The organism is Pandoraea vervacti (assembly GCF_000934605.2).
Lineage (GTDB): Bacteria > Pseudomonadota > Gammaproteobacteria > Burkholderiales > Burkholderiaceae > Pandoraea > Pandoraea vervacti.
Genome location: NZ_CP010897.2, coordinates 600163 through 625540, shown reverse-complemented (window position 1 = coordinate 625540; position 25378 = coordinate 600163). Strand labels below are relative to the sequence as shown.

Genomic DNA, 25378 nt, shown 5'->3' with positions numbered 1-25378 from the left:
TGGCAGCGTCAGTCGGGCAAGGTCAGTCGGGCAAGGTCAGCCCGGCAACCGCAGGTAGACAACGTCAGGTCGATAACATCAGGTCGACAACGACAGCTGTCCCTGATCCGACGCACGAAGCGACAGCGCGTCGGCGATCTTCCGGATCGGAGACGGCAAGCCCGCCGCCACGACCCCCGCCCCATCCAGCCACGCGCGGCTCGCGTCGCCCAACGCCGTCGATGCCGTCGATGCCGTCGACTCGCCATTGGCGGATAACGTCACCAGCCACGGCCGCAAGTGCAGCTTGAAGTGCGTAAAGACGTGCGTTAGCCCTTGCAATGGCACGAGCGATTGCACCGGGCCGAGTCGCGCGCCGAGCGCCGTTGCATGCCCCGTCAGACGCGCTCGCAGCGAGGCGTCGTCCGCCTCGCGCGTATCGGTTGGCGGCGTCAGTTCGGGCAGGCTCCACAACCCGCCCCAGATGCCGCTGTCCGGCCGACGCTCGAAGAGCACGCGATCCCCCGCGCGAATCACCAGTACATCGACATATCGTTCAGGCTGCGCCTTCTTCGGCTTCGACGTCGGCAATGTTCGCTCACGTCCCGTTGCATGGGCCACGCAATCGCTGTCGAACGGGCATTCGCCGCAACGCGGTTTGCCGCGCCCGCATAGCGTCGCGCCCAGGTCCATCATCCCTTGCGTGTACGCCGGCAAATCGCGCTGCGGCAGCAACGATTCGGCCAATGTCCACATTTCTCGCTCGATCTTCGGCGTGCCGGGAAACCCTTCGATGCCGAACACGCGCGCGAGCACCCGCTTGACGTTGCCGTCGAGAATGGCGGCATGGGCGTCGTAGGCGAAGGCAGCAATCGCCGCCGCCGTCGAACGGCCGATGCCGGGCAGCGTCGCCAGGGTCTCGGGGTCGGCGGGAAAGCGTCCGCCGTGCTCGGCGACGACGACCTGCGCGCACCGGTGCAAGTTGCGCGCGCGCGAGTAGTAGCCCAGGCCGCTCCACAGGGCCATGACGTCGTCCTGCGGTGCGCTCGCCAGCGCGGCGACATCGGGAAAGCGCTCGAGAAAGCGCCCGTAGTAGGGAATGACGGTGGCCACCTGTGTCTGCTGGAGCATGATCTCCGAGAGCCAGATGCGATAGGCGTCGCGCGTGTTTTGCCAGGGCAGATCGTGGCGGCCGTGTTCGGCCTGCCATGCGATCAGACGCTCGGCGAACGTATCAGCCAAGGTACCGGCCAATGTATCGGCGGACGTGCCGAGCGAGGTGTCGCTGGAGGAATCTTTCATTTGGGCTTCGGGGGGCAACATGTGCGGCGCTCGACCGGATGTGAGGGCGTATGACGTCGGCACAATGCCGGACGAACGCACGCGTTATTTCTGACAATGCGGGCAGAAGAAGGTGGATCGCTGCCCCTGCACGATCTGCCGGATCGGCGTGCCGCATACGCGACATGGCTGGCCGGTCCGATCGTAGACGAAATACTCCTGCTGGAAATAGCCGCTCTGACCGTCGCTGCCGACAAAATCGCGCAACGTGCTGCCACCTTTCTCGATGGCGGCGGCAAGCACGACCTTCACGGCCTGGGCCAGCTTCTCGGCCCGCGCTTTGGAGAGCTTGCCCGCCGGCATACGCGGGTGGATACCCGCGCGGAACAGACTCTCCGATGCGTAAATATTGCCGACTCCGACGACGATCGTGCCGGCCAGCAGTGCCTGCTTGATGGAAACGGTTCGCCCGCGCGTACCGGCATATAGCCACGCGCCGTCGAAATCGTCCGTGAGCGGCTCGACACCCAGGCTCGCGAGCAGCGGGTGAGCCAGCACGTCGCCGGCCGAGCGCGCGTGGAACAGCACGGCGCCGAAACGGCGCGGATCGCGATAACGCAGCGCGCACCGCTCGAACACCAGATCGATGTGATCGTGCACGCCGGCGGCCGGCAACGACTGCGGCTCCTGCATGACACGCAACGTCCCGGTCATGCCCAGATGCACGAGCAGCCAGCCCGGCGCGTATTCGAGCAGCAGATACTTGCCGCGACGGGTCACACCGATGAGCGTTTCGCCGCGCAGCAGCGTGTCGAGCCCGTCGGGCACAGGCCAGCGCAATGCGCCGTTGCGCACGTCGATACGCGCGATACGCGTGCCCGCCACGTGCGGCGCAATACCGCGGCGGGTCACTTCGACTTCCGGGAGTTCAGGCATGCCTGCGAACGTTTGCTGAGGATTTAGACTCTATTGTATCGGGCGCGCTACAATCGCTCGAAACCTGCCGTGGATCCCTATGCCGAACACCCGATTCCAGTCCATCCCCGCCGCCGACCCGAGTGCGGCAATCGTGGCACCTGTGGTTTTGCGCCTGCGCGGCGCACTGGCTCGCGGGGCGTGGGCCGGTGCGACGGTGCTTGGCGTGACCTGCGCGAGCGCCATCATGGCATTCATGCCGTCGTCGAGCGCTTTCGCCCAGACGGCGCAGAAGGCGCCCGCCCCGGCAAGTGCACCGGCAGCGGCGCCGGCGGCCCCGGGCGCGGCAAAGGCAGCAAGCGCGGATGTCGATAGCGAAGCCGTCGCACCGAATGCGAACGTCCCCGGCGAAAAGCTGCCGAATGTGGCGCTCTCGAGCGAGGTCGTCTTCGAGGTGCTGGCGGCCGAACTGAGTCTGCAACAAGGCAACCTCGCCCCCGCCTTCAACACCTACATTGCGCTGGCCAACCGAACGAAAGATCCGCGCATGGCCCGCCGCTCCGTCGAGATCGCGCTCGGCGCGCGGCAGCTCGGCGACGCACTCGTCGCGGCCAAGCTGTGGCATCAGCTCGATCCGTCGTGGCGCCCGGCCTCGCAGTTGCTCGCCAGCCTCGAAGTCGGCACCGGTCATCTGGCTGAAGCCGAACCTCTGCTCGTCGAGGAACTGAACAAGGTGCCGGAAGCGCGCCGTGGGCAGGCCATCCTCGAATTGCAGCAGATGATCGCGCGCAGTCCGGAACGCGCCACCGGCATCGATTCACTCAAGCGCATGCTGGCGAACGACATGCAGCGCCCCGAAGCGCAACTGGCCATCGCACGCTCGCAACTCGACGCCGGTGACACTGCCGGCGCACGCGCGTCGCTCGAGTCCGCACTCAAGCTCAAGCCCGATTACGAAGCTGCCGCGTTGCTTTACGGACAGATGGGGCCGGGCGAGCGCACCAGCGCCATTGCGAGCCTGAAGACGTTCCTCGACCGGAATCCGGACGCCAAGGAAGCCCGCTTCGCCTACGCCAAGCTGCTCCTTGCCGACAACCAGCTCGACGCCGCGCAAAAGCAGTTCGAAACGCTCGAGAAGCGCTACCCGCACGAACTGTCGACGCTCATGGCGCTCGCGCTGCTGAACCTGCACGCCAACCATCCGCAGCAAGCCGAACAGTACTTGCAGAAGTACGCATCCGAAGCCGAGCAGCAGAACGCCGACGGCGCTCAGGCTTACGTCTACCTCGCGCAGATCGCGCAGGATCGCAAGGACTATCCGGCCGCCGACAAGTGGCTCTCGAAGATCCGCGAAGACAGCAACGCCTATCTGCCGGCGCAGATCGGACGCGCGCAATTGCTCGCCGATCAGGGCAAACTCGACGAAGGCCGCGCGCTGCTTCACGGCATCAAGGCAAGTGAGCCGCGCGAGCAACTGGCGCTCAAGCGCGCCGAGTCGGATCTGCTGGTCAAATCCAAGCGTTACGACGAGGCCGAGAAACTGCTCGCCGTCGAGGTCAAGAATCATCCGGACGACATGGATCTGCTTTATCAGTACGGCATGGTGGCCGAACTGAACAAGCACTACGACGTCATGGAAAAGGCGATGCGTCGCATCATGACCTCGCAGCCGGAAAACGCCCAGGCCTACAACGCGCTCGGCTACTCGCTGACCGAGCGCAACACGCGTTTGCCCGAAGCGCTCAAGCTGTTGCAAAAGGCGTCGTCGCTCTCGCCGGAAGATCCGTACATCATGGACAGCCTCGCCTGGGTGAAATATCGCCTCGGCGACAAGCAGCAGGCGCTGGAACTGCTGCGTCGCGCGTACGGCATTCAGGCGCAGGCGGAAATCGGCGCGCATCTCGGTGAAGTGCTGTGGGAGTCGGGCCAGCAGGACGAAGCGCGCAAGACCTGGCGCGAAGCCCTCAAGCTCGACGGCGACGACGACACGCTGCGCTCGACCATGAAGCGTTACAACGTCGCTCCGTAATGCGCATGGCGGAACATTCGATGGTGAAGTTTTTCGGATCGGCGCGAGCCCCGCGACGCGCCGGTTTGCACCAGTCCGTTCGCGCGGCAGCGCTTGCGCTGGCGTGCGCCGCCGCTGTCGTCGTCACGGGTTGCGCAAGTCTCGCGCCGCCCGCACCCGTCGAGCCGACGGCCGGGGTGAGTGTCGAGCATTATCGCGGCCGCTTCTCCGTGCGCTACGAGCAAAACGGGGAGACGCGCAACACCTACGGCAACTTCGACTGGCAGCAAAACGGAGAGAACGCCACCGTTCAACTGCTCGATCCGCTGGGGCAGACGCAGGCCATCGTGCGCCAAAGCCCGCGCAGCGCGTCGCTCGAATTGCCCGGCAAGGCGCCGCTCACCGGCCCTCGGCTCGAAGATGTCATGCACGATGCGCTCGGCTTCGCATTGCCCGTGGGCGGCCTGCGGTACTGGCTGCACATGCAGGGGGCGCCAGGCTCGCAGGCGAGCATCGAGCGCGATGCGCAAACGCAACGTCCCACACGTCTGAAGCAGGACGGCTGGACCATCGACTATCAGGCGTACTTCGACGGCACGCCGACGCGCGTCAAGCGTATCGACCTGTCGCGCGATCTCGATGGCTCGCCGCTGGCCGTGCGGCTCGTGATCGACGAATAGCCGAAAGCCGCCTGAACACGTCTGCCCTGCGGCCGCGGGTAAAATGCCGCACCGGGCGCACGCGCGCCCATACCCTCTCACCGCCTTTGCATCGCCATGTACGAGATCCTGCGTGACTGCCCGGCCCCGGCCAAGCTGAATTTGTTCCTGCACATCGTAGGACGCCGGCCCAACGGCTATCACGAACTCCAAACCGTCTTCCAACTGATCGACTGGGCCGACACGCTGCATTTCGAGCGTCGCGACGATGGCCGGATCGTGCACACGAACCCGCTGCCGGGCGTGCCGCCGGAGACCGATCTGACCGTGCGCGCAGCCCATCTGCTGCAAGCGCACTGCGGCGTGCGCTTTGGCGTGGATATCGGGATCGAGAAGCGCCTGCCCGCGGGCGGCGGCATCGGCGGCGGCAGTTCGGACGCGGCCACCACGCTGCTCGCGCTCAACCGCATGTGGCAACTCGACCTGCCACGCGAAGTCCTCCAGACGCTGGCATTGAAGCTGGGGGCGGACGTGCCGTTTTTCGTGTTCGGCCGAAACGCCTTTGCACAGGGCCTGGGAGAGGAATTGCAGGCTGTGGATCTGCCCGAACGGCACTTCCTCGTGGTCAACCCGCGCACGCACGTCGCCACCAGCAAAATATTTAACGATCCCCTGTTGACAAGGGATTCGAAGATCGTCACAATGGCGTTCTTTCTTGAGCACGCCAACAAAAACGTGTTCGAAACGGATGAAATTTTCCGTAACGACATGCAGGCGGCAGTCACTCGAGAATACGCGGAAGTCGCTGCTGTGATTGACTGGTTCAGAACCTTCACCACTGCACGTATGACGGGATCCGGTGCCAGCGTGTTTGCAGCATTCGACACGAAGGCAGATGCGGAAGCGGCATACAAGCGATTGCCAGAGCGCTGGATCGGTCAAGTGACCACTAGCCTGGCCGAACATCCAATGTTCGCCTTCGCGTAAAAGGGTTTTACTTTGTTGCGTTTCCTACGACGCAGCGAAGGCATCGGTTAGTGTAGGGGAGTCGCCAAGTTGGTTAAGGCACCGGATTTTGATTCCGGCATACGAGGGTTCGAGTCCTTCCTCCCCTGCCAATTTCTCTGTCGTAAAGTCTCAGCATCCAAACGTCCCGCAGGTAGCCAGATGAGTAGTGATAACCTGATGGTATTCACCGGGAACGCCAATCCCGCCCTGGCCCAAGCGGTCGTCGACACTCTCGGTATCCCGCTTGGCAAAGCCATGGCCAGCCGGTTCTCGGATGGTGAGATTCAGGTCGAAATCCAGGAAAACGTGCGCGGCAAGGACGTCTTTGTCCTCCAGTCGACGTGCGCACCGACCAACGACAATCTGATGGAGCTGATGATCATGGTCGACGCGCTCAAGCGTGCGTCTGCCGGCCGGATCACCGCCGCCATCCCGTATTTCGGCTATGCCCGTCAGGATCGTCGCCCCCGCTCGGCGCGCGTGGCGATCTCGGCGAAGGTCGTGGCCAACATGCTGCAAATCGCGGGCGTCGAACGCATCATCACGATGGACCTGCACGCCGACCAGATTCAAGGCTTCTTCGATATCCCGGTCGACAACATTTACGCTTCGCCGTTGCTGCTCCAGGACGTGCGGGCCCAGAACCACGAAAACCTGCTGGTGGTTTCGCCGGACGTCGGCGGCGTGGTTCGTGCCCGCGCCCTCGCCAAGCAACTGCATTGCGATCTGGCCATCATCGACAAGCGTCGTCCGAAGGCTAACGTCGCAGAAGTGATGAACATCATCGGTGAAGTCGAAGGCCGTACCTGCGTCATCATGGACGATATGGTCGACACCGCCGGTACGCTGTGCAAGGCCGCACAAGTGCTGAAGGAACGTGGCGCGAAGAAGGTGTACGCGTACTGCACGCACCCGGTTCTCTCGGGCGGTGCCGCAGCGCGCATCAATGCGTCGGAGCTCGATGAAGTGGTCGTGACCGACACGATCCCGCTGCGCGACGACTCGAAGGGCGGCAAGATTCGCCAACTGAGCTGCGCGAACCTGCTGGCCGAGACGTTCTCGCGTATCCGTCGTGGCGACTCGGTGATGTCGCTGTTCGCGGAATAAGCGTTCGGTAAAGTTTTTGCGACGGCGCCTGGGTGGCGCCGTTGTTGTGTCGGCGGGGAGCCTTTCCCCGCCTTTGTCGTTCCTGAGACCTGCATTTTTTGGCGGGATATTCAGGAAGAAATCGCTGCCTGGTCGCGGGCAGCTCAAGGAGTTGTTATGAAAGTCGTCGCTTTTGAGCGTAATCTGCAAGGTACGGGTGCGAGCCGCCGCCTGCGCAATGCCGGTAAGACCACGGGCATCGTGTATGGTGGTAACGTCGATCCGAAGCTGATCGAACTCGATCACAACGCGCTGTGGCACGCCCTCCGCAAAGAAGCCTTCCACTCGTCGATTCTCGACCTGGAAGTCGCCGGCAAGACCGAACAAGTGCTGCTGCGCGATGTGCAGTACCACCCGTTCAAGCAACTGGTTCTGCACGTGGATTTCCAACGTGTCGACCCGAACAAGCCGATCCACGTCAAGGTGCCGCTGCACTTCCTGGGCGCCGATAACGCCCCGGCCGTGAAGCTGGCGTCGAACGTGATCAGCCACACGCTCAACGAACTGGACGTCAGCTGCCTGCCGGGCAAGCTGCCGGAATTCCTGGAAGTCGACCTGTCGACGCTGGAAGCCGGTAAGACCGTTCACGCGAAGGACGTCAAGCTGCCCGCCGGCGTGACCCTGACGCTGCACGTCGAGCAGGAAAACCCGGTGGTCGCACAAGCCGTGCAACCGGCTGGCGCTGCTGCTGACGAAGCTGCTGCTTCGGCCGAAGGCGAAACGCCGGCTGCCTAAGCCTCGTTCGCCAGCATTCAGCGGCGACGCTGGACGCAAGACCCGCCGCGACGTCAAGTCCGGCGGGTTTTTTTATGGCGGTGCGCGTGCCACCATGGCGCGTACCCAAATCCTGATACCGAAATGATCAAGCTGATCGTAGGGCTCGGCAATCCGGGCGCCGAATATACAGCGACGCGTCACAACGCGGGCTTCTGGTTCGTCGATGCGCTCGCGCAGCAATGCGGTGCGTCGCTCACCAACCAAAAGAACTTTCATGGCTTCGCCGCACGGGCGCGAGTGGCCGGTCAGGAAGTGTGGCTACTCGAACCGCAGACGTTCATGAATCGCTCCGGACAATCCGTCGTTGCACTGGCGCGTTTCTACAAGATTTTGCCGGACGAGATTCTGGTCGTGCACGACGAACTCGACCTGCTACCGGGCACCGTCAGGCTCAAGCGTGGCGGCGGCACAGGCGGGCACAACGGACTGAAGGACATTGCCGCGCATCTGACGACGCCCGAGTTCTGGCGTCTGCGTCTTGGCATCGGGCATCCGCGCACGCTGCAGCCGGCAGGTAGCCAGCAACAGGTCGCAGACTTCGTCCTGAAGCCCCCGCGCAAAGAGGAGCAGGCCGAGATCGACGACGCCATGTCGCGCTCGCTCGACATCGTCGATCTCGTGGTCAAGGGCGATATGGAAAAGGCGATGATGCGCTTGCACGCCGCGCCCGGGAAGTAAGCCGACCGGTCCCGGTGGGACGGACCAGCCAGATCAGCGGCTGCTCATGTCGCTCATGTCGCTCATATTGCGCACGTCGCGCATGTTGCTGACATGGCGCACGCCGCGCGATCACCCCCGGCGCATCACGCCGATTTGGCGGCTTGCAGATGGGTGTACTTCTGGAGCAGTTGCTCGGGCGTCTCGACGTGCTCGGGGTTGATGGGAATGCACTCCACCGGACAGACTTGCACGCATTGCGGCTCATCGAAGTGACCGACACACTCCGTGCATTTGTTGGGGTCGATCTCGTAGATCTCGACCCCCATCGAAATTGCGTCGTTCGGGCACTCGGGCTCGCATACGTCGCAATTGATGCATTCGTCGGTAATCATCAGTGCCACTGTCGACTCACTTTCCTCGGCCGTTCAAAAACTCGCGCGAACCTCGGCGAACGGCGGCCGTTACGGTTCGTGAAACAATGCCTCAATTATACGAGGGTTGTCGACTATCGACCGGAACGCGACGCGACACCGGTGCGCCCTGCGTCGTCGACCCGGCGTAGGTAATCGAACTTAAGTAAATGCGCTTAAACGCGCGCACAACGAAAACCCCGCAATGCGATGACACATTGCGGGGTTTTTGTTTCCTGGCGAACCGTTTACGGCTCGGCTCAAGGCTTGGGCGCCAACTCACCGACTTTCGTGACCAGCCACTTTTCGACCGACGGGAACACGAATTTGCTGACATCGCCGCCCAGTTGGGCGATTTCGCGCACGATCGTGCCCGAAATGAACTGGTATTGGTCGGAAGGCGTCATGAACATCGTCTCGACGTCGGGCAACAGATAACGGTTCATGCCCGCCATCTGAAACTCGTATTCGAAATCGGACACGGCGCGCAGTCCACGCACGATCACCCGAGCCTGATGCTTGCGCACGAAGTCCTTGAGCAGACCGGAAAACCCCTCCACGCTAACGTTGGGATAGTGGCCCAGCACTTCGCGAGCGATGTCGATCCGCTCTTCGAGCGAGAAGAACGGCTTCTTGTTTCGACTATCGGCCACCCCGACCACCAGCTTGTCGAAAATGCCCGCGGCGCGGCGGACCAGATCCTCATGCCCTCGGGTCAACGGGTCGAACGTCCCCGGATAGATCGCCACTACCATGCCAACGTCTCCTCGCGGCTGGGGACCGATACTGCGTACTTATTCATTGTGGTCTCTAGGTTTTCGGAATCGATTCAAGCAAATGATAATGCACCGCTCCAGCTTTCGCGCGGCGCAGGCACGACAGACCGAGCGCGCCGAGCGCCTCGTCTTCCAGTGCGACATCGGATTCTGCGTAAATCACGCCATTCGGTGCGAGCAGGCGCGCCGCCGGCGCCAATAAGTCATTGAGCCAGCCACTCGCAAACGGCGGGTCGAGAAATACCACGTCGAAAGCCCCGGCTGAAAGTGTGGTTATCAGACGCCGGGCATCGGCCTGCACGATCTCGATCTGGTCGGCATCGAGCTTGGCCTGATTTGCCCGCAGTTGGCGAACGGCGGGGGCCGCCGACTCGATCATCAACACCCGCTGCGCGCCGCGAGACGCGGCTTCGAAGCCGAGCGCCCCGCTGCCCGCAAAGGCGTCGAGGCACTGCATGCCGGTCAGATCCTGCCCGAGCCAGTTGAACAGCGTCTCACGGACACGGTCGGGCGTGGGACGCAAACCGTCGCCGGGCGGCACGGGCAGCGGCGTACGCTTCCACTGGCCACCGATGATGCGCACTTGCTGCGGCGCGCCGCGTGCCGCGTTGCCCGTACCGGACTTCATACTGTCCTCCGCGACATCGCCTGGCCGGGCACACCGTTGACGGTGGGAAAATGGGGTCGTGCGCGTCGTTGCGCACGCTTGAGATCCAAAATCATGACGATTCACGCTACATTGTTGAGGCGAAACATACCACATCGCCTGCTCCCCATGCCCCATCAGGATTTGCGACGCTCGCAAGCCCCGTCGGCCGGGGAACGTGAACGTCCGGGAGTGTGCGCATGTCCCACGGGAGCACCCCACGCGGGCGTTGCACGATCCGCACCGATCGTTACCGTGAGCTCCGAGACAGTCCCGCGCCAGTCCGGCCACCGGCCCACCACAGGAGACAGCCAAATCCGCCATGACCGATGCCGCCATCGAGGTAACCGAGTTATGCAAGGCCTATGACGGCCGTCCCGTCGTCGATCGTCTGTCGCTTCACGTGGCCCCGGGTGAGTGTTTCGGGTTATTGGGTCCGAACGGGGCGGGCAAGACGACCACATTGCGCATGTTGCTCGGGCTGGTCACGCCCGACGCGGGGGAAATTCGCCTCGGCAACATGCCTGTGCCGCGGCTGGCGCCTGAGGCACGGCGTCGCGTCGGTGTCGTGCCACAGTTCGACAACCTGGACCCCGATTTCACCGTGCGCGAGAACCTCGCCGTCTTCGGGCGTTATTTCGGACTCTCCCGCGCCGATATCAGGGAGCGCGTGCCCGCGCTATTGCATTTCGCACGATTGGAGTCGAAGGCCGACGCACGCGTGAGTCAACTCTCGGGCGGCATGAAGCGCCGCCTCACCCTCGCGCGTGCTCTCATCAACAATCCGGACCTGCTGGTGCTCGACGAGCCAACGACCGGGCTCGATCCGCAAGCGCGCCATCTGATCTGGGAACGCCTCAAATCGTTGATGAACGAGGGCAAGACGATTCTGCTGACGACGCACTTCATGGAGGAAGCCGAACGTCTGTGCCATCGCCTTTGTGTGATCGATGCCGGCCGAAAAATTGCGCAAGGCACCCCGCCCGAACTCGTCGCGCGGGAAATCGGCTGTGACGTCGTGGAAGTCTTCGGTGATGTTCCGCCAGCGCTGCTGAGGCGTCTCGCGCCGCTGGCCGAGCGTGTCGAGACGAGCGGCGAGACACACTTCTGCTACGTACGCGACGCCGCGCCCGTCGTCGATGCCCTGCGCGATCAGCCCGGCGTGCGCTATCTGCATCGCAGAGCCAATCTGGAAGATGTCTTCCTCAAGCTCACCGGACGGGAGATGCGCGATGACTGAGCATGATCGACGCGACACGCTGAACGACACGCTGCGTCACACACACGTCGAGTCCGCAGCGCCTACGCGCCCGGCGGCAGGACGCCCGCCGGACGCCCCACGCTACCTGCCCGGCGTTACGGCGTGGATGGGCGTGTGGCGACGCAACTTCCTTGTCTGGCGCAAGCTCGCCGTGGCCTCCCTGTTCGGCAATCTCGCCGATCCCATGATCTACCTGTTCGGCTTGGGGTTCGGCCTCGGCATGATGGTCGGCGATGTGGACGGCACGTCTTACATTGCCTTTCTGGCAGCAGGCACCGTGGGGTCGAGCGTGATGTTTTCGGCGAGCTTCGAGTCGATGTATTCCGGCTTTTCGCGCATGCACGTGCAGCGCACCTGGGAAGCGCTCATGCACACGCCTCTTACGCTAGGGGATGTGGTGCTCGGCGAGGTCGTCTGGGCAGCGAGCAAGGCGGTTCTGTCGGGCATTGCCATTCTGCTGGTGGCAAGCGTGCTCGGCTATGCGCGTATCGACAGTCTGGCGGTGGTGCTGCCTGCGGTACTGCTCGCAGGTCTGGCGTTCGCCAGTCTTGCCATGGTGATGACGGCGCTTGCGCCAAGCTACGACTTCTTCATGTTCTACCAGACGCTGGTGATGACGCCGATGCTCCTGCTCTCGGGCGTGTTCTTTCCGTTATCGCAACTGCCGGCTGCCGCACGCCACATCACCGAGTGGCTGCCGCTGGCCCATGCCGTGGCACTGATTCGCCCCGCAATGCTCGGGCGCCCGATCGATCAGCCGGGGCTGCATGCTGGCGCGCTCGCGATCTACGCCCTGGTCGGGTTCGCCGTCGCGCTGGTGTTGCTGCGGCGACGGATTCTTCGATAGCGAAGATGGGCGGTTCGGCGGTTCGGCGAGCAAGAAAAAAGGCACCGGAGGAGGATCTCCGGCGCCTTTTTCGTTCACTGCCTTATGTCGATCCTCCGCTGGACCGACCAGCGCATTGGCTAGCGACAGCCGACTGCGATCACTTCGTCTTCTTGCCCGCCGAGGGCGCAGCGCTTGGTGCCGCAGCGCCCGCGCTGGCCGCGCCAAAGACGTCGCTCGGCCCGACAACCACGGTCGCCAAGCGATCCGGCTGCACGTGGCGCGCAAAGGCATCCTTCACCTGTGCCGCGCTCACCGCTTCGACCTTGGACGTCCACGTGTCGAGATAGTCGAGCGGCAGATTGTAAAAACCGATGGCGGCAACGTTGGCCAACAGCTTGCGGTTACTGTCCAGACGCAGCGGGAAACCATTGGTCAGGTTGTCCTTCGCCGCCTTCATCTCGACGTCGGTTGGCCCTTCCTGCACGAATTTTGCAAGCGTCTCACGCACGACCTTGAGCGCTTCGGGCGCCTGCTCCCGACGTGTCTGCAAGTTGATCTCAAACGGCCCCTCCTGCAACTGCGGCGTGAACCCGCTCGTCACTCCATACGTCAGACCGCGCTTCTCGCGCACTTCCGCCGTCAGGCGCGACACGAAACCGCCACCGCCCAGCACATAGTTGCCCACGAGCAACGGGAAGTAGTCCGGATCGCTGCGTGCAAGCGATGCCTGTCCCGTCGCGATATGCGCCTGCTCCGCAGGGTGCGGCAGATCGATTTGCACGGCGCTGCGCAGCGCCGCCACGGGCGGCAGCGTGGGCGGCGTGATCCCGGCGGGCATCGCATCCGTCAGTTGCGCCACGAGCTTCTCCGCCTGAGCGCGGTCGATGTCCCCCACAATGGAGACGACCGCACGCCTGGGGCTGTACATGTCGCGATAGAAACGAACGAGATCGTCTCGCTTGATGGCGTTCACGCTGGCCACCGTCGGCGTCACGCCATACGGATGGCTGCCGTAGATCGCGCTGCGAAACGCCTTCTCCGCAATCGCCTCGGGCTTCGTGTCCGACTCTGCAATCGCCGACGACAGACGCGCCGCCTCGCGCTTGAGCACCGCCTCGGGGAACGTGGGATGTTGCAGGAACTGCGCGAGCGTGTTGACAGCCGCGTCACGCTCGGCCGCAGAGGACAACGTGCGCATGGTGACGGTCGCAGCGTCACGTTCGGCGCTCGTCGCTTCCATCGCGCCGACGTCTGCGAAGCGATCGGCAATCTGAGCTTCGGTCAGCGCCGGACGCCCCGCCACTGCGGACGCCCCCGCATCCAGCAAGCCGGCGGTCAGCAATGCCAGCCCCGACTTGCCGGGTGGATCGTAGCGACTGCCCGCATCGAAATCGATGTTCAGATCGATCATCGGAATCGAGCGGCTTTCCACGAGCATCACCTTGGCGCCGGATGGCGCGATCCAGCTCTGGATCGGCAATGCGGCGGTTGCGGTATGCGGGACACCCGCCATCAAGGCACCGGCAGCGACGGACGCCATCAGTCCCCCTCGCGCAGGCGAGAACGCACGCAACAGTGCGAAAATTTTCATCATCGTGTGGCCTCTCTCAGCGCATGGTCTTCAGGTCTTCCGCCCCTTGGGCGCGACGCTTGCGTGTCGCCTCGTCGATCGGTTGCGGCACCAGCGTCGCCACCGTCAGCGTCTCGTCGCCGAAGTATTTCCCGGCCACCGCCTGCACCTGTGTGGGCGTGACTGCCTTCACCTTCTCGAGCATGCGATCGATCTGACGCCACGAGATCCCCGACATTTCGTTCAGGCCGATTTCCATCGCCTGTCCGAACACCGAGTCGCGCTTGTAGATCTGCGATGCGACGACCTGCGCCTTCACACGCTTGAGTTCGTCCTGTGTCACGCCGTGCGCGGCGATGTCGGCCACTTGCGCACGCAGCGCCTTCTCGATCTGCTCAGGCGTTTTGCCCTGCGCGGGGGTCGCGTCCATGATGAAGAACTGGGGGCCACGCCCGACACCGTCATAGCTCGCGCCGACATCGTTCGCCATGCGCTGCTCGCGCACCAGACGGCTCGTCAGTCGCGCATTGCCATAGCCGTCGAGCACCGCCGACAGGACTTGCAGGGCATAGACGTCGTCGTCCTTTTCGACATCGGCAAGACGGGGTGCTCGCCACGCGAGCATCACGTTCGGATTCTCGGCCGGCGCCTTCACGAACACCCGGCGCACACCCAGCTGCGCCGGCTCGTTTTGCGGCCGACGCTCGGGCAGCGTATGCGGTTCGATAGCGCCATAGTATTTCTCGGCCAGTGTCTTCACCTGAGCGGGATCCACGTCTCCGCTGACGACGACGACGGCGTTGTTCGGCGCATACCAGCGCTTGTACCAGTCGCGGGCGTCCTCCACGGTCATATGCTGGAGATCGTCCATCCAGCCGACGATGGGGCGGCGGTACGGATTGGCGACGAGTGCGGCGGCCATCAACTGTTCGTAAAGCAGCGCACGCGGCTGGTCGTCCGTACGAAGACGGCGCTCTTCCATCACGACCTGGATTTCTTTGGCGAACTCGTCGGCGGAAAGCGTGAGGTTGGCCATGCGGTCAGCCTCGAGACGCATCATCTCGGCCAACCGCGACTTCTCGGTCTGCTCGAAGTAACCGGTGTAGTCCTTGCTCGTGAACGCGTTCTCCCGACCGCCGAGTGCGGCGACCTGACGCGAGAACTGACCCGGCCCGACCGTCTTGGTGCCCTTGAACATCATGTGCTCGAGGGCGTGAGCAACGCCAGTGGTCCCGTTGAATTCGTCGAGCGACCCGGCGCGATACCAGACCACGTGCGCCACCGTCGGCGCCCGGTGGTCTTCGCGCACGATCAGCCGCAGGCCGTTCTTTAGCGTAAATTCCGAAGTGTTATCCGTGGTCTTGCTGCTACCGGTGCCAACGGCATCGGCGGCGTAGCCCAGGCTCATCACACCCGCCAAAGCCAGTCCGGCAAAGGCATGTCGCCAGCGCATGGTTCCCGTCATGGATCCCCTTTCGCCCGTCATGGACGTCGATTCGCGTCTGATAAAATACGTCGCATTTCCCGCGTCGGAAACAACGACCTGCCCATTGTAGGGCGTTTTGTGCGGCGCGAATGGCACGACAAATCATAGCCGCACGCCGATAGCGCGTCCCCACGTTGAGTTCCTCACCCCATGTTTAGTTTCTTCAAGCGCTTCAAGTCGGGCGGCAACAAGGCCGCCGAGACGAGCTCCGCACCGACCGAATCGCAAGAATCGCCCGACAACGGCGCGTCAGTCCCGCCGACCCAGCAAGCGCCGGCGCAACCGTCACAGCCCTCGCATACGACGCACAGCGCGGCTGCCGAGGCGCCCCTTAGGCCTACCCTTACGCCGCCCGACGCGTCGCCGAGCCTCGCGAATTCGCCATCGCTGTCGGCGCCCTCGGGGGCGCCGTCGACCCCGGTCGCGTCGCCGGCCGCGCCGGTCGACACCCCGTCGCACCCCGTCGAAAATAAGGCGCATTCCGAAGCCGCTCAGGCCGAAATCCCAACGCCCGACGCGTTATCCGAAGCACAACCGGTTTCGGCGCCGCAAGTCACGTCGGCACCGCTCAGCGCCTTCGAGCCCGCCAAGTCCGCCGAGCCCGTGACACCCGTAGCGCCGGTAGCATCCGTCGACGCAACGCAACCGGCGCCCGTTGCACCGACGCCGGCTCCCATCGTGGTCAAGGACTCGCAAGGCGAAGCCATCGGTGAGATCGTGTCGGCACCTGCACCGGCGCCGGCCGCCAAGCGCTCGTGGCTCACCCGCCTGAAGGCCGGCCTGTCGAAGACGAGCGCGGGCCTGACCGGCATCTTCGTCGGCGTGAAGGTCGACGAGAATCTGTTCGAAGAACTCGAAAGCGCGCTGCTGATGAGCGACGCCGGGGTGGAAGCCACGACCTACCTGCTCGATGCCCTGCGCAAGAAGGTCAAGGCCGAACGCCTGACGGAAGGCGAACAGGTCAAGCGAGCGCTGCACGACCTGCTGGTCGAATTGCTGAGCCCGCTGGAGCAAAGCCTCGTGCTCGGTCGCGAAGCGCCGCTCGTCGTGATGATCGCCGGCGTGAACGGTGCGGGAAAGACGACCAGCATCGGCAAACTCGCCAAGCACTTCCAGCATTACGGCCAGTCGGTGCTGCTCGCCGCCGGGGACACCTTCCGTGCCGCCGCACGCGAACAGCTGGCGATCTGGGGCGAGCGTAACAACGTGGCGGTCGTCGCTCAGGAAAGCGGGGACCCGGCCGCCGTGGTATTTGACGCCGTGAGCGCCGCGCGCGCGCGCAAGATCGACATCGTGATGGCGGATACCGCGGGCCGCCTGCCCACGCAGTTGCATCTGATGGAAGAACTCAAGAAGATCAAGCGCGTGCTGGGCAAGGCCGCAGATGGCGCACCTCACGAAGTGCTGCTGGTGATCGACGCCAATACGGGCCAGAACGCCCTCGCGCAGGTCAAGGCTTTCGACGACGCGCTCACGCTCACCGGTCTGATCGTCACCAAGCTCGACGGCACCGCCAAGGGCGGCATTCTGGCGGCCATCGCCCGTCAGCGCCCGGTGCCGGTGTACTTCATCGGCGTGGGTGAGAAGGTTGAGGATTTGCAACCGTTCTCGGCGCGCGAATTCGCCGACGCGCTTTTGGGCTGATTTCCGGGCCGGTCCGAGCGTTGATTTTTCGGCGGCTGCTTCGACTGATGTTACGGCTGACGCTTGGGCCGCACTTTCGGCGGCGCTATCAGCGGCGCTTTCCAGCGCCGCCGTCCTCAAATCGCTCTTCGGCGCGGCAACACCCAAAAACAAACGGCCCGCGCACCTGCGTGGCGGGCCGTTCGGCTGTCGTGGACGGTCCTCGTTACATCTGCTGGGCGACGAGCCCCGCGCAAAGCCCCCACATCATCAGGCCGACGATACCGTCGAGAATCTGCCACGCCCGTGGGCGTGAAAACAACGGCGCCAGCAGTCGTGCGCCGTAGCCCAGCGCGGTAAACCACAGCACGGAAGCGATCATCGCGCCGCCCGCAAACCACACGTTCCCGGGCGCCGGTTCACGCGCGCCGATGCCGCCGAGCAGGATCACGGTGTCGAGGTAGACATGCGGGTTGAGCAGCGAGAGCATCGACACCAGCACCACCGCCCGCTGCCATGTCATCTCCTGCGTGGCCGCACGGCTGCCGTCCGCCTGCAAGGCGCCCGCGCCGCGAAACGCCGCACGCCATGCCCGCAGGCCATAGAGGAACAGGAACGAAGCACCGCCCCACGTCACGAGGGTGATGAACCCCGGGTAGGCCGCGATCAGTCCGCCCATGCCGGCTACGCCCGCCGCGATCAGCACCATGTCGCAGATCGCGCAAACCGCGACGACGATACCCACATGACGCTTCAGAATGCCCTGTCGCAACACGAACGCGTTTTGCGCACCGATTGCCATGATGAGGCTGGCGCCGAGCGCCATGCCCCGCCAGAAAGCCGGATCGATCATCGCGTGACTTACTCGGCGTCCGGTTGCGCTTCCGGTGCGGCGCGCTGGAAAGCTTCGAGCGTACGGCAATGCGCATCGATGGCGGCAATGCGCGGGAACGGCGTCATGTCCACCTTGAATCGGTTCGCGTTGTAGATCTGCGGAATCAGACAGCAATCCGCCACCGTCGGCGTATCCCCGAAGACGAATTTGCCGGGCGACGTCTGCGCCGCGAGGCGGGCTTCGAGCGCCTTGAAGCCTTCCACGATCCAGTGAACGTACCAGGCGTTCTTCTGCTCCTCCGTCACGCCCATGTCGTGCTTGAGGAAGCGCAGCACGCGCAGATTGTCGATCGGGTGAATGTCCGCCGCGATGTCCAGCGCCAGTGCGCGGACCTGCGCGCGCGCGACCGGATCGGCCGGCAGCAGGGCCGGTGTCGGATGGACGTCTTCCAGATACTCGATGATGGCCAGCGACTGGTGGATGTTCACGTCGCCGTCGATGAACGTCGGCACCAGGGCATTCACGTTGAGCGCCCGGTACGCCGGCTTGAGCTGTTCCCCGCCGTCGCGCACCAGATGCACCGGGACGATGTCGTAGTCGAGCCCTTTGAGATTCAGAGCGATACGTACCCGATAGGCGGCGGAACTGCGGAAATAGCTGTACAGCTTGGACATGGCTGACCTCGAAAGCGGAAATAGGGGGAGAGGCGAGACGAACGCGACTTGCTGGAGTAACGCGCGCACTGCGGGCACTACGGGCACTAGGGGACTGTGCCGAAGCGCTCGCCCCCGGTAACGCGTTGCGCCCGGCGAACGCTCGGGCAATGACGGTCGCGTTGGCTTCCAGCATTCATGCGGTCCGGCACCCCGGCATCGACCGGACTGTCGCCTCCGAACACGAGATGGTACTGCAAGCGCTGGCCGCGATGACACTTCATTGCGTATGATGAACGCATGCCCCGCCAGTACTGGCGCCCACGCGGGCATCCATTGTTCACGATAGACGCGTCATGACCTCTGCCGCCCCATTTGCCTGCGCCCCGCTGCTCAAGATCATCGCCCGAGGGGCCAAAGGCGCCCGTGCGCTGAGCGCCGACGAAACCCGCACCCTGTTCGACGCCATCCTGGCCGACCGGGTGCCGCCGGCCGAGTTGGGCGGCGTGCTGATCGCCTATCGCATCAAGGGCGAGACCCCCGTCGAGCTGCGCGCCATGCTCGACGCCGCGCATGCCACGTTTGCCCCGCTCACCGCGCCGGCAAACGCCCCGCCGCCCGTGCTGCTGCCCAGCTACAACGGTGCGCGCAAGCAACCGAACCTCACACCGCTTCTGGCACTGCTGCTCGCCCGCGACGGTATTCCGGTCTTGGTGCATGGTCAGCATCACAGCGGCGCGAATCGTGTGGGCACGCAGGCGATCTTCGCCGAACTGGGCCACTCTGCCTGCCATTCGGCAACGCAAGCCGAAGTGGCGCTGAGCACCCGCCGCGTCGCGTATTTGCCCATCGCCGCGCTGTCGCCAGCGTTGGAGCGCTTGCTTGAGATGCGCGCGTCGCTGGGCGTCCGGAACTCGGGCCATACCGTCGTCAAGCTGTTGCAGCCCTTCGCCGGGCCCGCGCTGCGCCTCGTGAACTTTACCCATCCCGAGTATCGGGAAACCCTGAGCGAGCTATTCGTCGACGCCGCCAGCAGTCCCGCGCCGGGCGTGCTGCTGGCGCGGGGCACAGAAGGCGAACCGGTCGCGGATGCCCGTCGTCAGAGCGCCATCGAAGGCTTCTCGGACGGCAACTACCGTTTGTGGCAAAGCGCCGAGGAGGGGGCGACCGGCATCCCCCCGGCCCTGCCCGGCGCCGACGCCACGGCCACGGCCCGATGGATCGAAGCGGTGCTCGCGGGAGAGATACCGGTGCCTGCGCCTATCGCCCGTCAGGTCGAGGTGATTCGTCAGGCGCTTGGCCTTCCCGGCTGCCCTGACGAATGATGACTACCGCGGACGTCCGTGCAGCATAGGAGCGAAATACGCCCGTAACGCGCCGACATTCGCTCGGAAATTGATGGAAAACCGAAAGCAACCGGATTTTTTTATTTTTCCGGAACATTTTGTCCCGAAAGACATCCAACATTTTGTGTTGGAGAGGACGCCCGAAGGGTGTCAGGCGCTGTGGACAGCCGCCGGGAACGCGGCTGAAGCAGCGCCGCCCGAGATGTCAGTCTGGCGACGCCATGCGGGTCGCCTGCCACGAGATCAGATGCCACGCTCCCGCTTCGCGCACGTGAACGGCGGTGTACATCATGAGGGAATTCAGCGAGCCTGTCGCCGTTTCGAGCTCCACGTCGAGCTTTCCCGTGACGACCACGGTATCGCCGAATTGACGGAGTTCCTGCCCGGTGACATCGATGGCCGCGTACTTGCGGCGACCGGAGCTAAGCGCATTGAGGAACTCGGTTTTCGATTCGCGTTTTCCGTTCGAGTGAACGTAGTGAAGGCCGTCCGCGAGCAGTGTGCTCAACTTGTCGACGTCGCACTCGATCATCGCTTCGAAGCGCTCGGATTCGCGCCGCCGCACTTCGTCGATGTACCCGAAGCGCTCGGACTCGCGTTGCCGCACCTCGTCAATGTGCTTCCCAGCCATGCTGACCTCCCGTCTTCGCCATCACTTTACGCTCGCGGCTTGGGTTGCAATTTACACCATCCGGGTCACGTTTGCGCCAGTGACTTCTCCCGTTTGAGGGAGGGTGCTGGAAAACCCCGAGATACCGGAAACTTCCCGTCCAGTAAGGGTTCTAACGTCTTTAGCACTCATCGAAAGAGAGTGCTAAAATGCTTTCCCAGAGGCTAACCAGGAGTCCACCACTTGAGTACTGCCGCCAACAAGCATCCGACGACGCCGGCCACCGGCACGGCGCCGAATTCGCGTGCCCTAGCTCTTGCCCCGTCGGCTTTGATGATGCCGGGCAGTCTGGGCAATATCGACAGCTACATTCAGGCTGTCCATCGCATTCCGCTGCTTTCTGCCGAGGAAGAGCAGTCGCTCGCCAAGCGTCTGCGTGAGAACGACGACCTCGAAGCCGCCCGTCAGCTCGTGCTCTCGCACTTGCGTCTGGTGGTATCGATCGCACGTAACTACCTCGGTTACGGACTGCCGCATGCCGACCTGATCCAGGAAGGCAATATCGGTCTGATGAAGGCCGTGAAGCGCTTCGACCCCTCGCAGGGAGTTCGACTCGTGTCGTACGCCATGCACTGGATCAAGGCCGAAATCCACGAGTACGTGCTGAAGAACTGGCGCACGGTCAAGGTCGCCACGACCAAGGCGCAGCGCAAGCTGTTCTTCAACCTGCGCAGCCAGAAGCAGGGCTTGCAGGCGTTCACGCCGGAAGAAATCGATCAGGTCGCGCGCGATCTGAACGTCAAGCGTGAAGACGTGATCGAGATGGAGACGCGCATGTCCGGGGGCGATATCGCCCTCGAAGGTCACAGCGACGACAGCGACAGCCCGAGCTTCGCCCCCATCGCCTACCTTGCCGACTCGCATCAGGAACCGACCGCTGTGATCGCCGCGCGTGAGCGCGACCATCTGCAAAGCGACGGTCTGCAAGCCGCGCTTGGCCGTCTCGACCCGCGCAGCCGCCGCATCATCGAAGCGCGCTGGCTCTCGGTCGCCGATGACGGCAGCGGCGGCGCCACGCTGCACGAACTGGCCGATGAATTCGGCGTGTCCGCCGAGCGCATTCGCCAGATCGAAGTTGCCGCGATGAAGAAGATGAAAGGCGCGCTGCAAGCGTACGCGTAATCCCCTGTCCGGGACGTCGACGGCAACGTGAGGGTCTCACGAACATCACGTGACAAGCGACACGCGACCAATTGCCACACGACACCCCGGTCAGCGTCAGTGAAATACCGCTGGCAACCAAGCCCCGTGAGTCTCACGGGGCTTTTTTATGGTTCATCGTGGAAAACCGTGGAGGTTTTCAAGGCAATTGATAATCTGACGCCAATAGAGACGGTGTTCGGAGGAGCAATTGCTAGATCGAAAAGCGCTGGAAGCCCTCGGTTGCTGGACGGGATACCGAGTTGAGCGAGTGGAGTGGCCTTCGCAGGACAGTCGGACACTGTCGTTGTATCTGAAGCCATTAAGCCGAGTGATGCTGTGCGAGCAATGCGGCAAGCGTTGCTCGCAGATCCACGAGACGACGGTGCGCCGGGTTCGGGATCTTCCCTTGTTTGAATATCGAGTGGTGCTGCATGTGCCGCGTCGTCGGCTTTGGTGCGAGCACTGTGGTGGCCCGAGGCTGGAGAAATTGGACTGGCTCGGGCGCTACCAACGGGTCACAGCGCGCTTTGCCAAGGCCTGTGAAATTCTGCTCAAGTCGACCAATGTCCAGGCCGTTGCAGCGTTCTACGGTTTGGATTGGCATACCGTTAAAGCGATCGACAAAGCGAGTTTGCGAGCAAGCATCGCCGAGCCGGATTGGACACAGGTTCGATATTTGGCGATGGACGAATTCGCTCTGCACAAGGGCCACCGTTACGCCACGGTGGTGGTCGAGCCGCTCAGTCGGCAGGTGCTATGGATTGGGAATGGCCGTTCGCGTGAAACTGCCCGAGCCTTCTTTGACCAGCTTCCCGAGGGCGTTGCAGAGCATATCGAGGCTGTTGCCATCGATATGACAACGGCCTACGAGTTGGAAATCAAGGCGAACTGCCCGCAAGCCGAAATCGTCTACGACTTGTTCCATGTCGTTGCCAAATACGGACGCGAAGTGATCGACCGGGTCCGAGTCGATCAGGCCAACCGACTCCGAGATGACCGGCCAGCACGCAAAGTCCTCAAATCAAGCCGCTGGCTGCTCTTACGCAATCAAAAGAATCTACGGCCGGAACAGTCCGTGCACCTGAGTGAGCTGCTGCAAGCCAACCAGCCTCTGTTGTGCGTCTATTTGCTACGAGACGAACTCAAGCGACTGTGGTTCTACCGAAAGCCAGCTTGGGCGCAAAAGGCATGGGAGCAGTGGATTACTCAAGCCAACGACAGCGGTATCGCTGCGCTGAAACTATTTGCGCAGCGCCTGCAAGGCTATTGGCACGGCATCCTGGCCCGCTGCCGACACCCACTTAACACCAGCGTCGTTGAAGGCATCAACAACACCATCAAGGTCATCAAGCGCCGGGCATACGGCTACCGTGACGAGGAATATTTCTTCCTCAAAATCCGCGCAGCTTTCCCCGGCAATCCACGATGAACCTTTTTTATTGCCGTGCGAAAGTTCACCCGTCATCTGCGCGAGACTTGATGCATCGCAAGGTGCTCAGCAAGGTCGGTCGATAGAATCGGCTCGTACGTGGCCATGCTACGTGCGAAGGACGGCCCGGGGGCCGTTCGCCGCGCCGGACCCTTGTCTCGACTCCGCTTCTCATCCGCCGACACACTAGCGGCGGATCCGCATCGAACCAGCGTCATCTGCGTGTCATCCGCCCCCGCGCGCTGCGGTTTGACATTTTCAAGCGATAAGGCAAAATGCGCCGAAAGTCGACGCTGTTTCCGACACCCGACTTTCGACGCCAGGAGCCGTCACGGATGGACACCCACTCTCCTAGCAGTCCTAAGCCACTCGCCGCAACCGCGCGTGTTGCCGCTGCGCCGGCAAACGTGCCTGCCGCTTCAGGCGTATTCGCCTGGATGGTTCGGCGCTGGCGCACCCGCCCTTCCCGTTTTGCCCTCGAAATCCTGATCGTTCTCGCGATCAAAGTCGTACTCCTGTTCATTCTGAAGCACGCCTTCTTCGACGCTCCGATGGCGAGGCACATGCAGTTGCCGCCGGACGTCGTGGCCCGCGCCCTGATCGGGCCGCAGGCCGTCGAAGCGCAGTCCCCCACCAAAAATCAAGGTGTCCGCCATGATCAGTAGCGAAGTCGTCGACCTCTCGCGCTTGCAGTTCGCCATAACGGCGCTGTATCACTTTCTGTTCGTCCCGCTCACATTGGGCTTGTCGTGGCTGCTCGTCATCATGGAATCGGTCTATGTGATGACCGGCAAGCAGATCTACAAAGACATGACCCAGTTCTGGGGCAAGCTCTTCCTGATCAACTTTGCGATGGGCGTGACCACGGGTCTCACGCTTGAATTCCAGTTCGGCACCAACTGGGCGTACTACTCGCACTACGTCGGCGACATCTTTGGCGTGCCGCTCGCCATCGAGGGGCTGATGGCCTTCTTCCTGGAGGCCACCTTCGTGGGCCTGTTCTTCTTCGGATGGAACAAGCTCTCGCGTATCGGCCACCTGGCGACGACCTTCGCCGTGGCGCTCGGCTCGAACCTTTCGGCGTTGTGGATTCTCGTGGCGAACGGCTGGATGAACAATCCGGTCGGGGCGCACTTCAACTACGAAACCATGCGCATGGAGCTCAACAGCATCTGGGAAGTGGTCTTCAACCCGGTCGCGCAGGTGAAGTTCGTCCACACGCTCTCGGCCGGATACGTGACGGCGGCCATGTTCGTGCTGGGCATCTCCGCCTGGTATCTGCTCAAGCGTCGCGACGTGCCCTTCGCACTGCGCTCCTTCGCGGTCGCCGCAGGTTTCGGTCTGGCCTCGACGCTGTCCGTCATCGTGCTCGGCGACGAATCGGGCTACACCACGGGCGAAGTGCAGAAGGTCAAACTTGCCGCCATCGAAGCCGAATGGGAGACGGCCAAGCCGCCCGCATCGTTCACGCTGTTCGGTTTCCCGAATCAGAAGGAAGAGCGCACCGATTACGCCGTGAAGATTCCCTGGGCGATGGGCCTGATTGCCACACGTTCGGTCGACACGCCGGTGATCGGTCTTACGCAATTGCGTGACGAGCACAAGGACAACATCAAGCGCGGCATGCTCGCCTTCGCCGCACTGGAGAAGCTGCGGGGCGGCGATACGTCGCCGGCCGTGCGCGCCGAGTTCGACAAGTACAAGGACGATCTCGGCTACGGCCTGCTGCTCAAGAAGTACACGGCGAACGTCGTCGATGCCACGCCCGAGCAGATTCACATGGCGGCCAACGACACCATCCCGCCGGTAGCCCCCGTCTTCTGGTCGTTCCGCATCATGGTCGGCCTGGGCTTCCTGTTCCTGTTCACGTTCCTGTGGGCTTTCTGGCTCTGCGCGCGCCGGCGTCTGCTCAAACCGCGCTCGGCCTGGTTCCTGCGCTGGTGCGTGTGGGCGATTCCGTTGCCGTGGCTGGCCGCCGAGTTCGGCTGGATCGTCGCTGAAATGGGACGTCAGCCGTGGACCATCGCAGGCATTCTGCCCACGCATCTGTCCACGTCGTCGCTCTCCGCCACCGACCTTTACCTGAGCCTCGCGGGCTTCATCATCTTCTACACCGCGCTGCTCATCATCGAAATGTTCCTGATGGTGAAGTACGTCAAGCTCGGCCCGTCGTCGCTGCACACCGGTCGCTACCACTTCGAGACGCAGGGTGCGCCCGGCGCTGCCATCGGCAGCGACCGCCCGGCCGCCTCAGTCTGATCGTCAGGG

At 63.3% G+C, this 25378-nt stretch carries 24 protein-coding genes and 1 tRNA gene; 15 read left to right on the top strand and 10 right to left on the bottom strand.

Features of this window, described 5'->3' with window-relative positions; all coding sequences use genetic code 11:
- Window positions 1–78 precede the first annotated feature (78 nt).
- Both mutY and mutM read right to left on the bottom strand, forming a co-directional pair.
- A complete protein-coding gene (mutY, locus tag UC34_RS02835; protein WP_084070953.1) occupies window positions 79–1281 on the bottom strand; it encodes an A/G-specific adenine glycosylase in 1203 nt (400 codons plus the stop codon).
- Between the two features lie 84 nt (window positions 1282–1365).
- Complete coding sequence (gene mutM / locus UC34_RS02830) at window positions 1366–2196, bottom strand: bifunctional DNA-formamidopyrimidine glycosylase/DNA-(apurinic or apyrimidinic site) lyase (protein WP_044453795.1); 831 nt, start codon at window positions 2194–2196, stop codon at window positions 1366–1368.
- A gap of 79 nt (window positions 2197–2275) precedes the next feature.
- On the opposite strand from mutM, the gene UC34_RS02825 reads away from it, so the two are divergent.
- From UC34_RS02825 to pth, 7 genes are all read left to right on the top strand, one after another.
- Window positions 2276–4204 (top strand): tetratricopeptide repeat protein, encoded by a 1929-nt coding sequence (locus UC34_RS02825; RefSeq protein ID WP_052810876.1) that lies wholly within the window; start codon window positions 2276–2278, stop codon window positions 4202–4204.
- Between the two features lie 20 nt (window positions 4205–4224).
- The gene (locus UC34_RS02820; RefSeq protein WP_237165219.1) at window positions 4225–4863 is read left to right on the top strand and encodes an outer membrane lipoprotein LolB; all 639 of its coding nucleotides are present in this window, start codon (window positions 4225–4227) and stop codon (window positions 4861–4863) included.
- A gap of 96 nt (window positions 4864–4959) precedes the next feature.
- Complete coding sequence (gene ispE / locus UC34_RS02815) at window positions 4960–5829, top strand: 4-(cytidine 5'-diphospho)-2-C-methyl-D-erythritol kinase (RefSeq protein WP_044453794.1); 870 nt, start codon at window positions 4960–4962, stop codon at window positions 5827–5829.
- Between the two features lie 54 nt (window positions 5830–5883).
- A tRNA-Gln gene (locus tag UC34_RS02810) sits at window positions 5884–5960 on the top strand.
- A 49-nt stretch (window positions 5961–6009) separates the two neighbouring features.
- A complete protein-coding gene (locus UC34_RS02805; RefSeq protein ID WP_039395490.1) occupies window positions 6010–6957 on the top strand; it encodes a ribose-phosphate pyrophosphokinase in 948 nt (315 codons plus the stop codon).
- A 156-nt stretch (window positions 6958–7113) separates the two neighbouring features.
- Entirely contained in the window at window positions 7114–7731 is a 618-nt protein-coding gene (locus tag UC34_RS02800; RefSeq protein WP_044453789.1) for a 50S ribosomal protein L25/general stress protein Ctc, read from the top strand.
- A 123-nt stretch (window positions 7732–7854) separates the two neighbouring features.
- Window positions 7855–8451 (top strand): aminoacyl-tRNA hydrolase, encoded by a 597-nt coding sequence (gene pth, locus UC34_RS02795; protein ID WP_044453787.1) that lies wholly within the window; start codon window positions 7855–7857, stop codon window positions 8449–8451.
- A gap of 125 nt (window positions 8452–8576) precedes the next feature.
- Here pth and UC34_RS02790 read toward each other — a convergent pair whose 3' ends face one another.
- The 3 genes from UC34_RS02790 to rsmD form a co-directional block, all read right to left on the bottom strand.
- Entirely contained in the window at window positions 8577–8834 is a 258-nt protein-coding gene (locus UC34_RS02790; protein WP_044453785.1) for a YfhL family 4Fe-4S dicluster ferredoxin, read from the bottom strand.
- Between the two features lie 269 nt (window positions 8835–9103).
- Window positions 9104–9598, bottom strand: a complete 495-nt coding sequence (coaD, locus tag UC34_RS02785) for a pantetheine-phosphate adenylyltransferase (protein WP_044453784.1) — start codon at window positions 9596–9598, stop codon at window positions 9104–9106.
- A 55-nt stretch (window positions 9599–9653) separates the two neighbouring features.
- Window positions 9654–10247, bottom strand: coding sequence for a 16S rRNA (guanine(966)-N(2))-methyltransferase RsmD (rsmD, locus tag UC34_RS02780; RefSeq protein ID WP_044453783.1), 594 nt, complete (start codon window positions 10245–10247; stop codon window positions 9654–9656).
- Between the two features lie 340 nt (window positions 10248–10587).
- Here rsmD and nodI point away from each other — a divergent pair, with 340 nt between their 5' ends.
- Together nodI and UC34_RS02770 are read left to right on the top strand one after the other, a co-directional pair.
- A complete protein-coding gene (gene nodI / locus UC34_RS02775; RefSeq protein WP_044453781.1) occupies window positions 10588–11505 on the top strand; it encodes a nodulation factor ABC transporter ATP-binding protein NodI in 918 nt (305 codons plus the stop codon).
- Entirely contained in the window at window positions 11498–12373 is an 876-nt protein-coding gene (locus UC34_RS02770) for an ABC transporter permease (RefSeq protein WP_418303920.1), read from the top strand. Before nodI ends, UC34_RS02770 begins: the two co-directional genes overlap by 8 nt.
- A gap of 139 nt (window positions 12374–12512) precedes the next feature.
- On the opposite strand, the gene UC34_RS02765 is transcribed toward UC34_RS02770, so the two are convergent.
- Together UC34_RS02765 and UC34_RS02760 are read right to left on the bottom strand one after the other, a co-directional pair.
- Window positions 12513–13949 carry a M16 family metallopeptidase gene (locus UC34_RS02765; RefSeq protein WP_052810875.1) on the bottom strand — a complete coding sequence of 479 codons (1437 nt, stop codon included), beginning with the start codon at window positions 13947–13949 and terminating at the stop codon, window positions 12513–12515.
- Window positions 13950–13962: 13 nt separating this feature from the next.
- The gene (locus tag UC34_RS02760; RefSeq protein WP_052810874.1) at window positions 13963–15390 is read right to left on the bottom strand and encodes a M16 family metallopeptidase; all 1428 of its coding nucleotides are present in this window, start codon (window positions 15388–15390) and stop codon (window positions 13963–13965) included.
- Between the two features lie 171 nt (window positions 15391–15561).
- Between UC34_RS02760 and ftsY the strand changes: the two genes are divergently transcribed.
- Entirely contained in the window at window positions 15562–17055 is a 1494-nt protein-coding gene (ftsY, locus tag UC34_RS02755) for a signal recognition particle-docking protein FtsY (protein ID WP_044453779.1), read from the top strand.
- Between the two features lie 205 nt (window positions 17056–17260).
- Here ftsY and UC34_RS02750 read toward each other — a convergent pair whose 3' ends face one another.
- Both UC34_RS02750 and maiA read right to left on the bottom strand, forming a co-directional pair.
- Window positions 17261–17887, bottom strand: a complete 627-nt coding sequence (locus UC34_RS02750; RefSeq protein WP_044453776.1) for a LysE/ArgO family amino acid transporter — start codon at window positions 17885–17887, stop codon at window positions 17261–17263.
- Window positions 17888–17895: 8 nt separating this feature from the next.
- Entirely contained in the window at window positions 17896–18543 is a 648-nt protein-coding gene (gene maiA, locus UC34_RS02745; RefSeq protein WP_044453774.1) for a maleylacetoacetate isomerase, read from the bottom strand.
- Between the two features lie 335 nt (window positions 18544–18878).
- Here maiA and ybiB point away from each other — a divergent pair, with 335 nt between their 5' ends.
- On the top strand, window positions 18879–19847 hold the full coding sequence (gene ybiB, locus UC34_RS02740; RefSeq protein ID WP_044453772.1) for a DNA-binding protein YbiB: 969 nt from the start codon (window positions 18879–18881) through the stop codon (window positions 19845–19847).
- A 226-nt stretch (window positions 19848–20073) separates the two neighbouring features.
- On the opposite strand, the gene UC34_RS02735 is transcribed toward ybiB, so the two are convergent.
- Window positions 20074–20499, bottom strand: a complete 426-nt coding sequence (locus UC34_RS02735) for a nuclear transport factor 2 family protein (protein ID WP_044453770.1) — start codon at window positions 20497–20499, stop codon at window positions 20074–20076.
- A 312-nt stretch (window positions 20500–20811) separates the two neighbouring features.
- Here UC34_RS02735 and rpoH point away from each other — a divergent pair, with 312 nt between their 5' ends.
- The 4 genes from rpoH (at window position 20812) to UC34_RS02715 (ending at window position 25369) form a co-directional block, all read left to right on the top strand.
- Complete coding sequence (rpoH, locus tag UC34_RS02730; protein WP_237165303.1) at window positions 20812–21660, top strand: RNA polymerase sigma factor RpoH; 849 nt, start codon at window positions 20812–20814, stop codon at window positions 21658–21660.
- A 229-nt stretch (window positions 21661–21889) separates the two neighbouring features.
- Window positions 21890–23110 carry an ISL3 family transposase gene (locus UC34_RS02725; RefSeq protein ID WP_044453341.1) on the top strand — a complete coding sequence of 407 codons (1221 nt, stop codon included), beginning with the start codon at window positions 21890–21892 and terminating at the stop codon, window positions 23108–23110.
- Window positions 23111–23385: 275 nt separating this feature from the next.
- Window positions 23386–23775, top strand: coding sequence for a cytochrome oxidase putative small subunit CydP (cydP, locus tag UC34_RS26100; RefSeq protein WP_335645756.1), 390 nt, complete (start codon window positions 23386–23388; stop codon window positions 23773–23775).
- Window positions 23765–25369: a cytochrome ubiquinol oxidase subunit I gene (locus UC34_RS02715; protein ID WP_044453764.1), complete on the top strand. Its 1605-nt coding sequence runs from the start codon at window positions 23765–23767 to the stop codon at window positions 25367–25369. The genes cydP and UC34_RS02715 overlap by 11 nt, the downstream gene beginning before the upstream one ends.
- The last annotated feature ends 9 nt before the right edge of the window (window positions 25370–25378 follow it).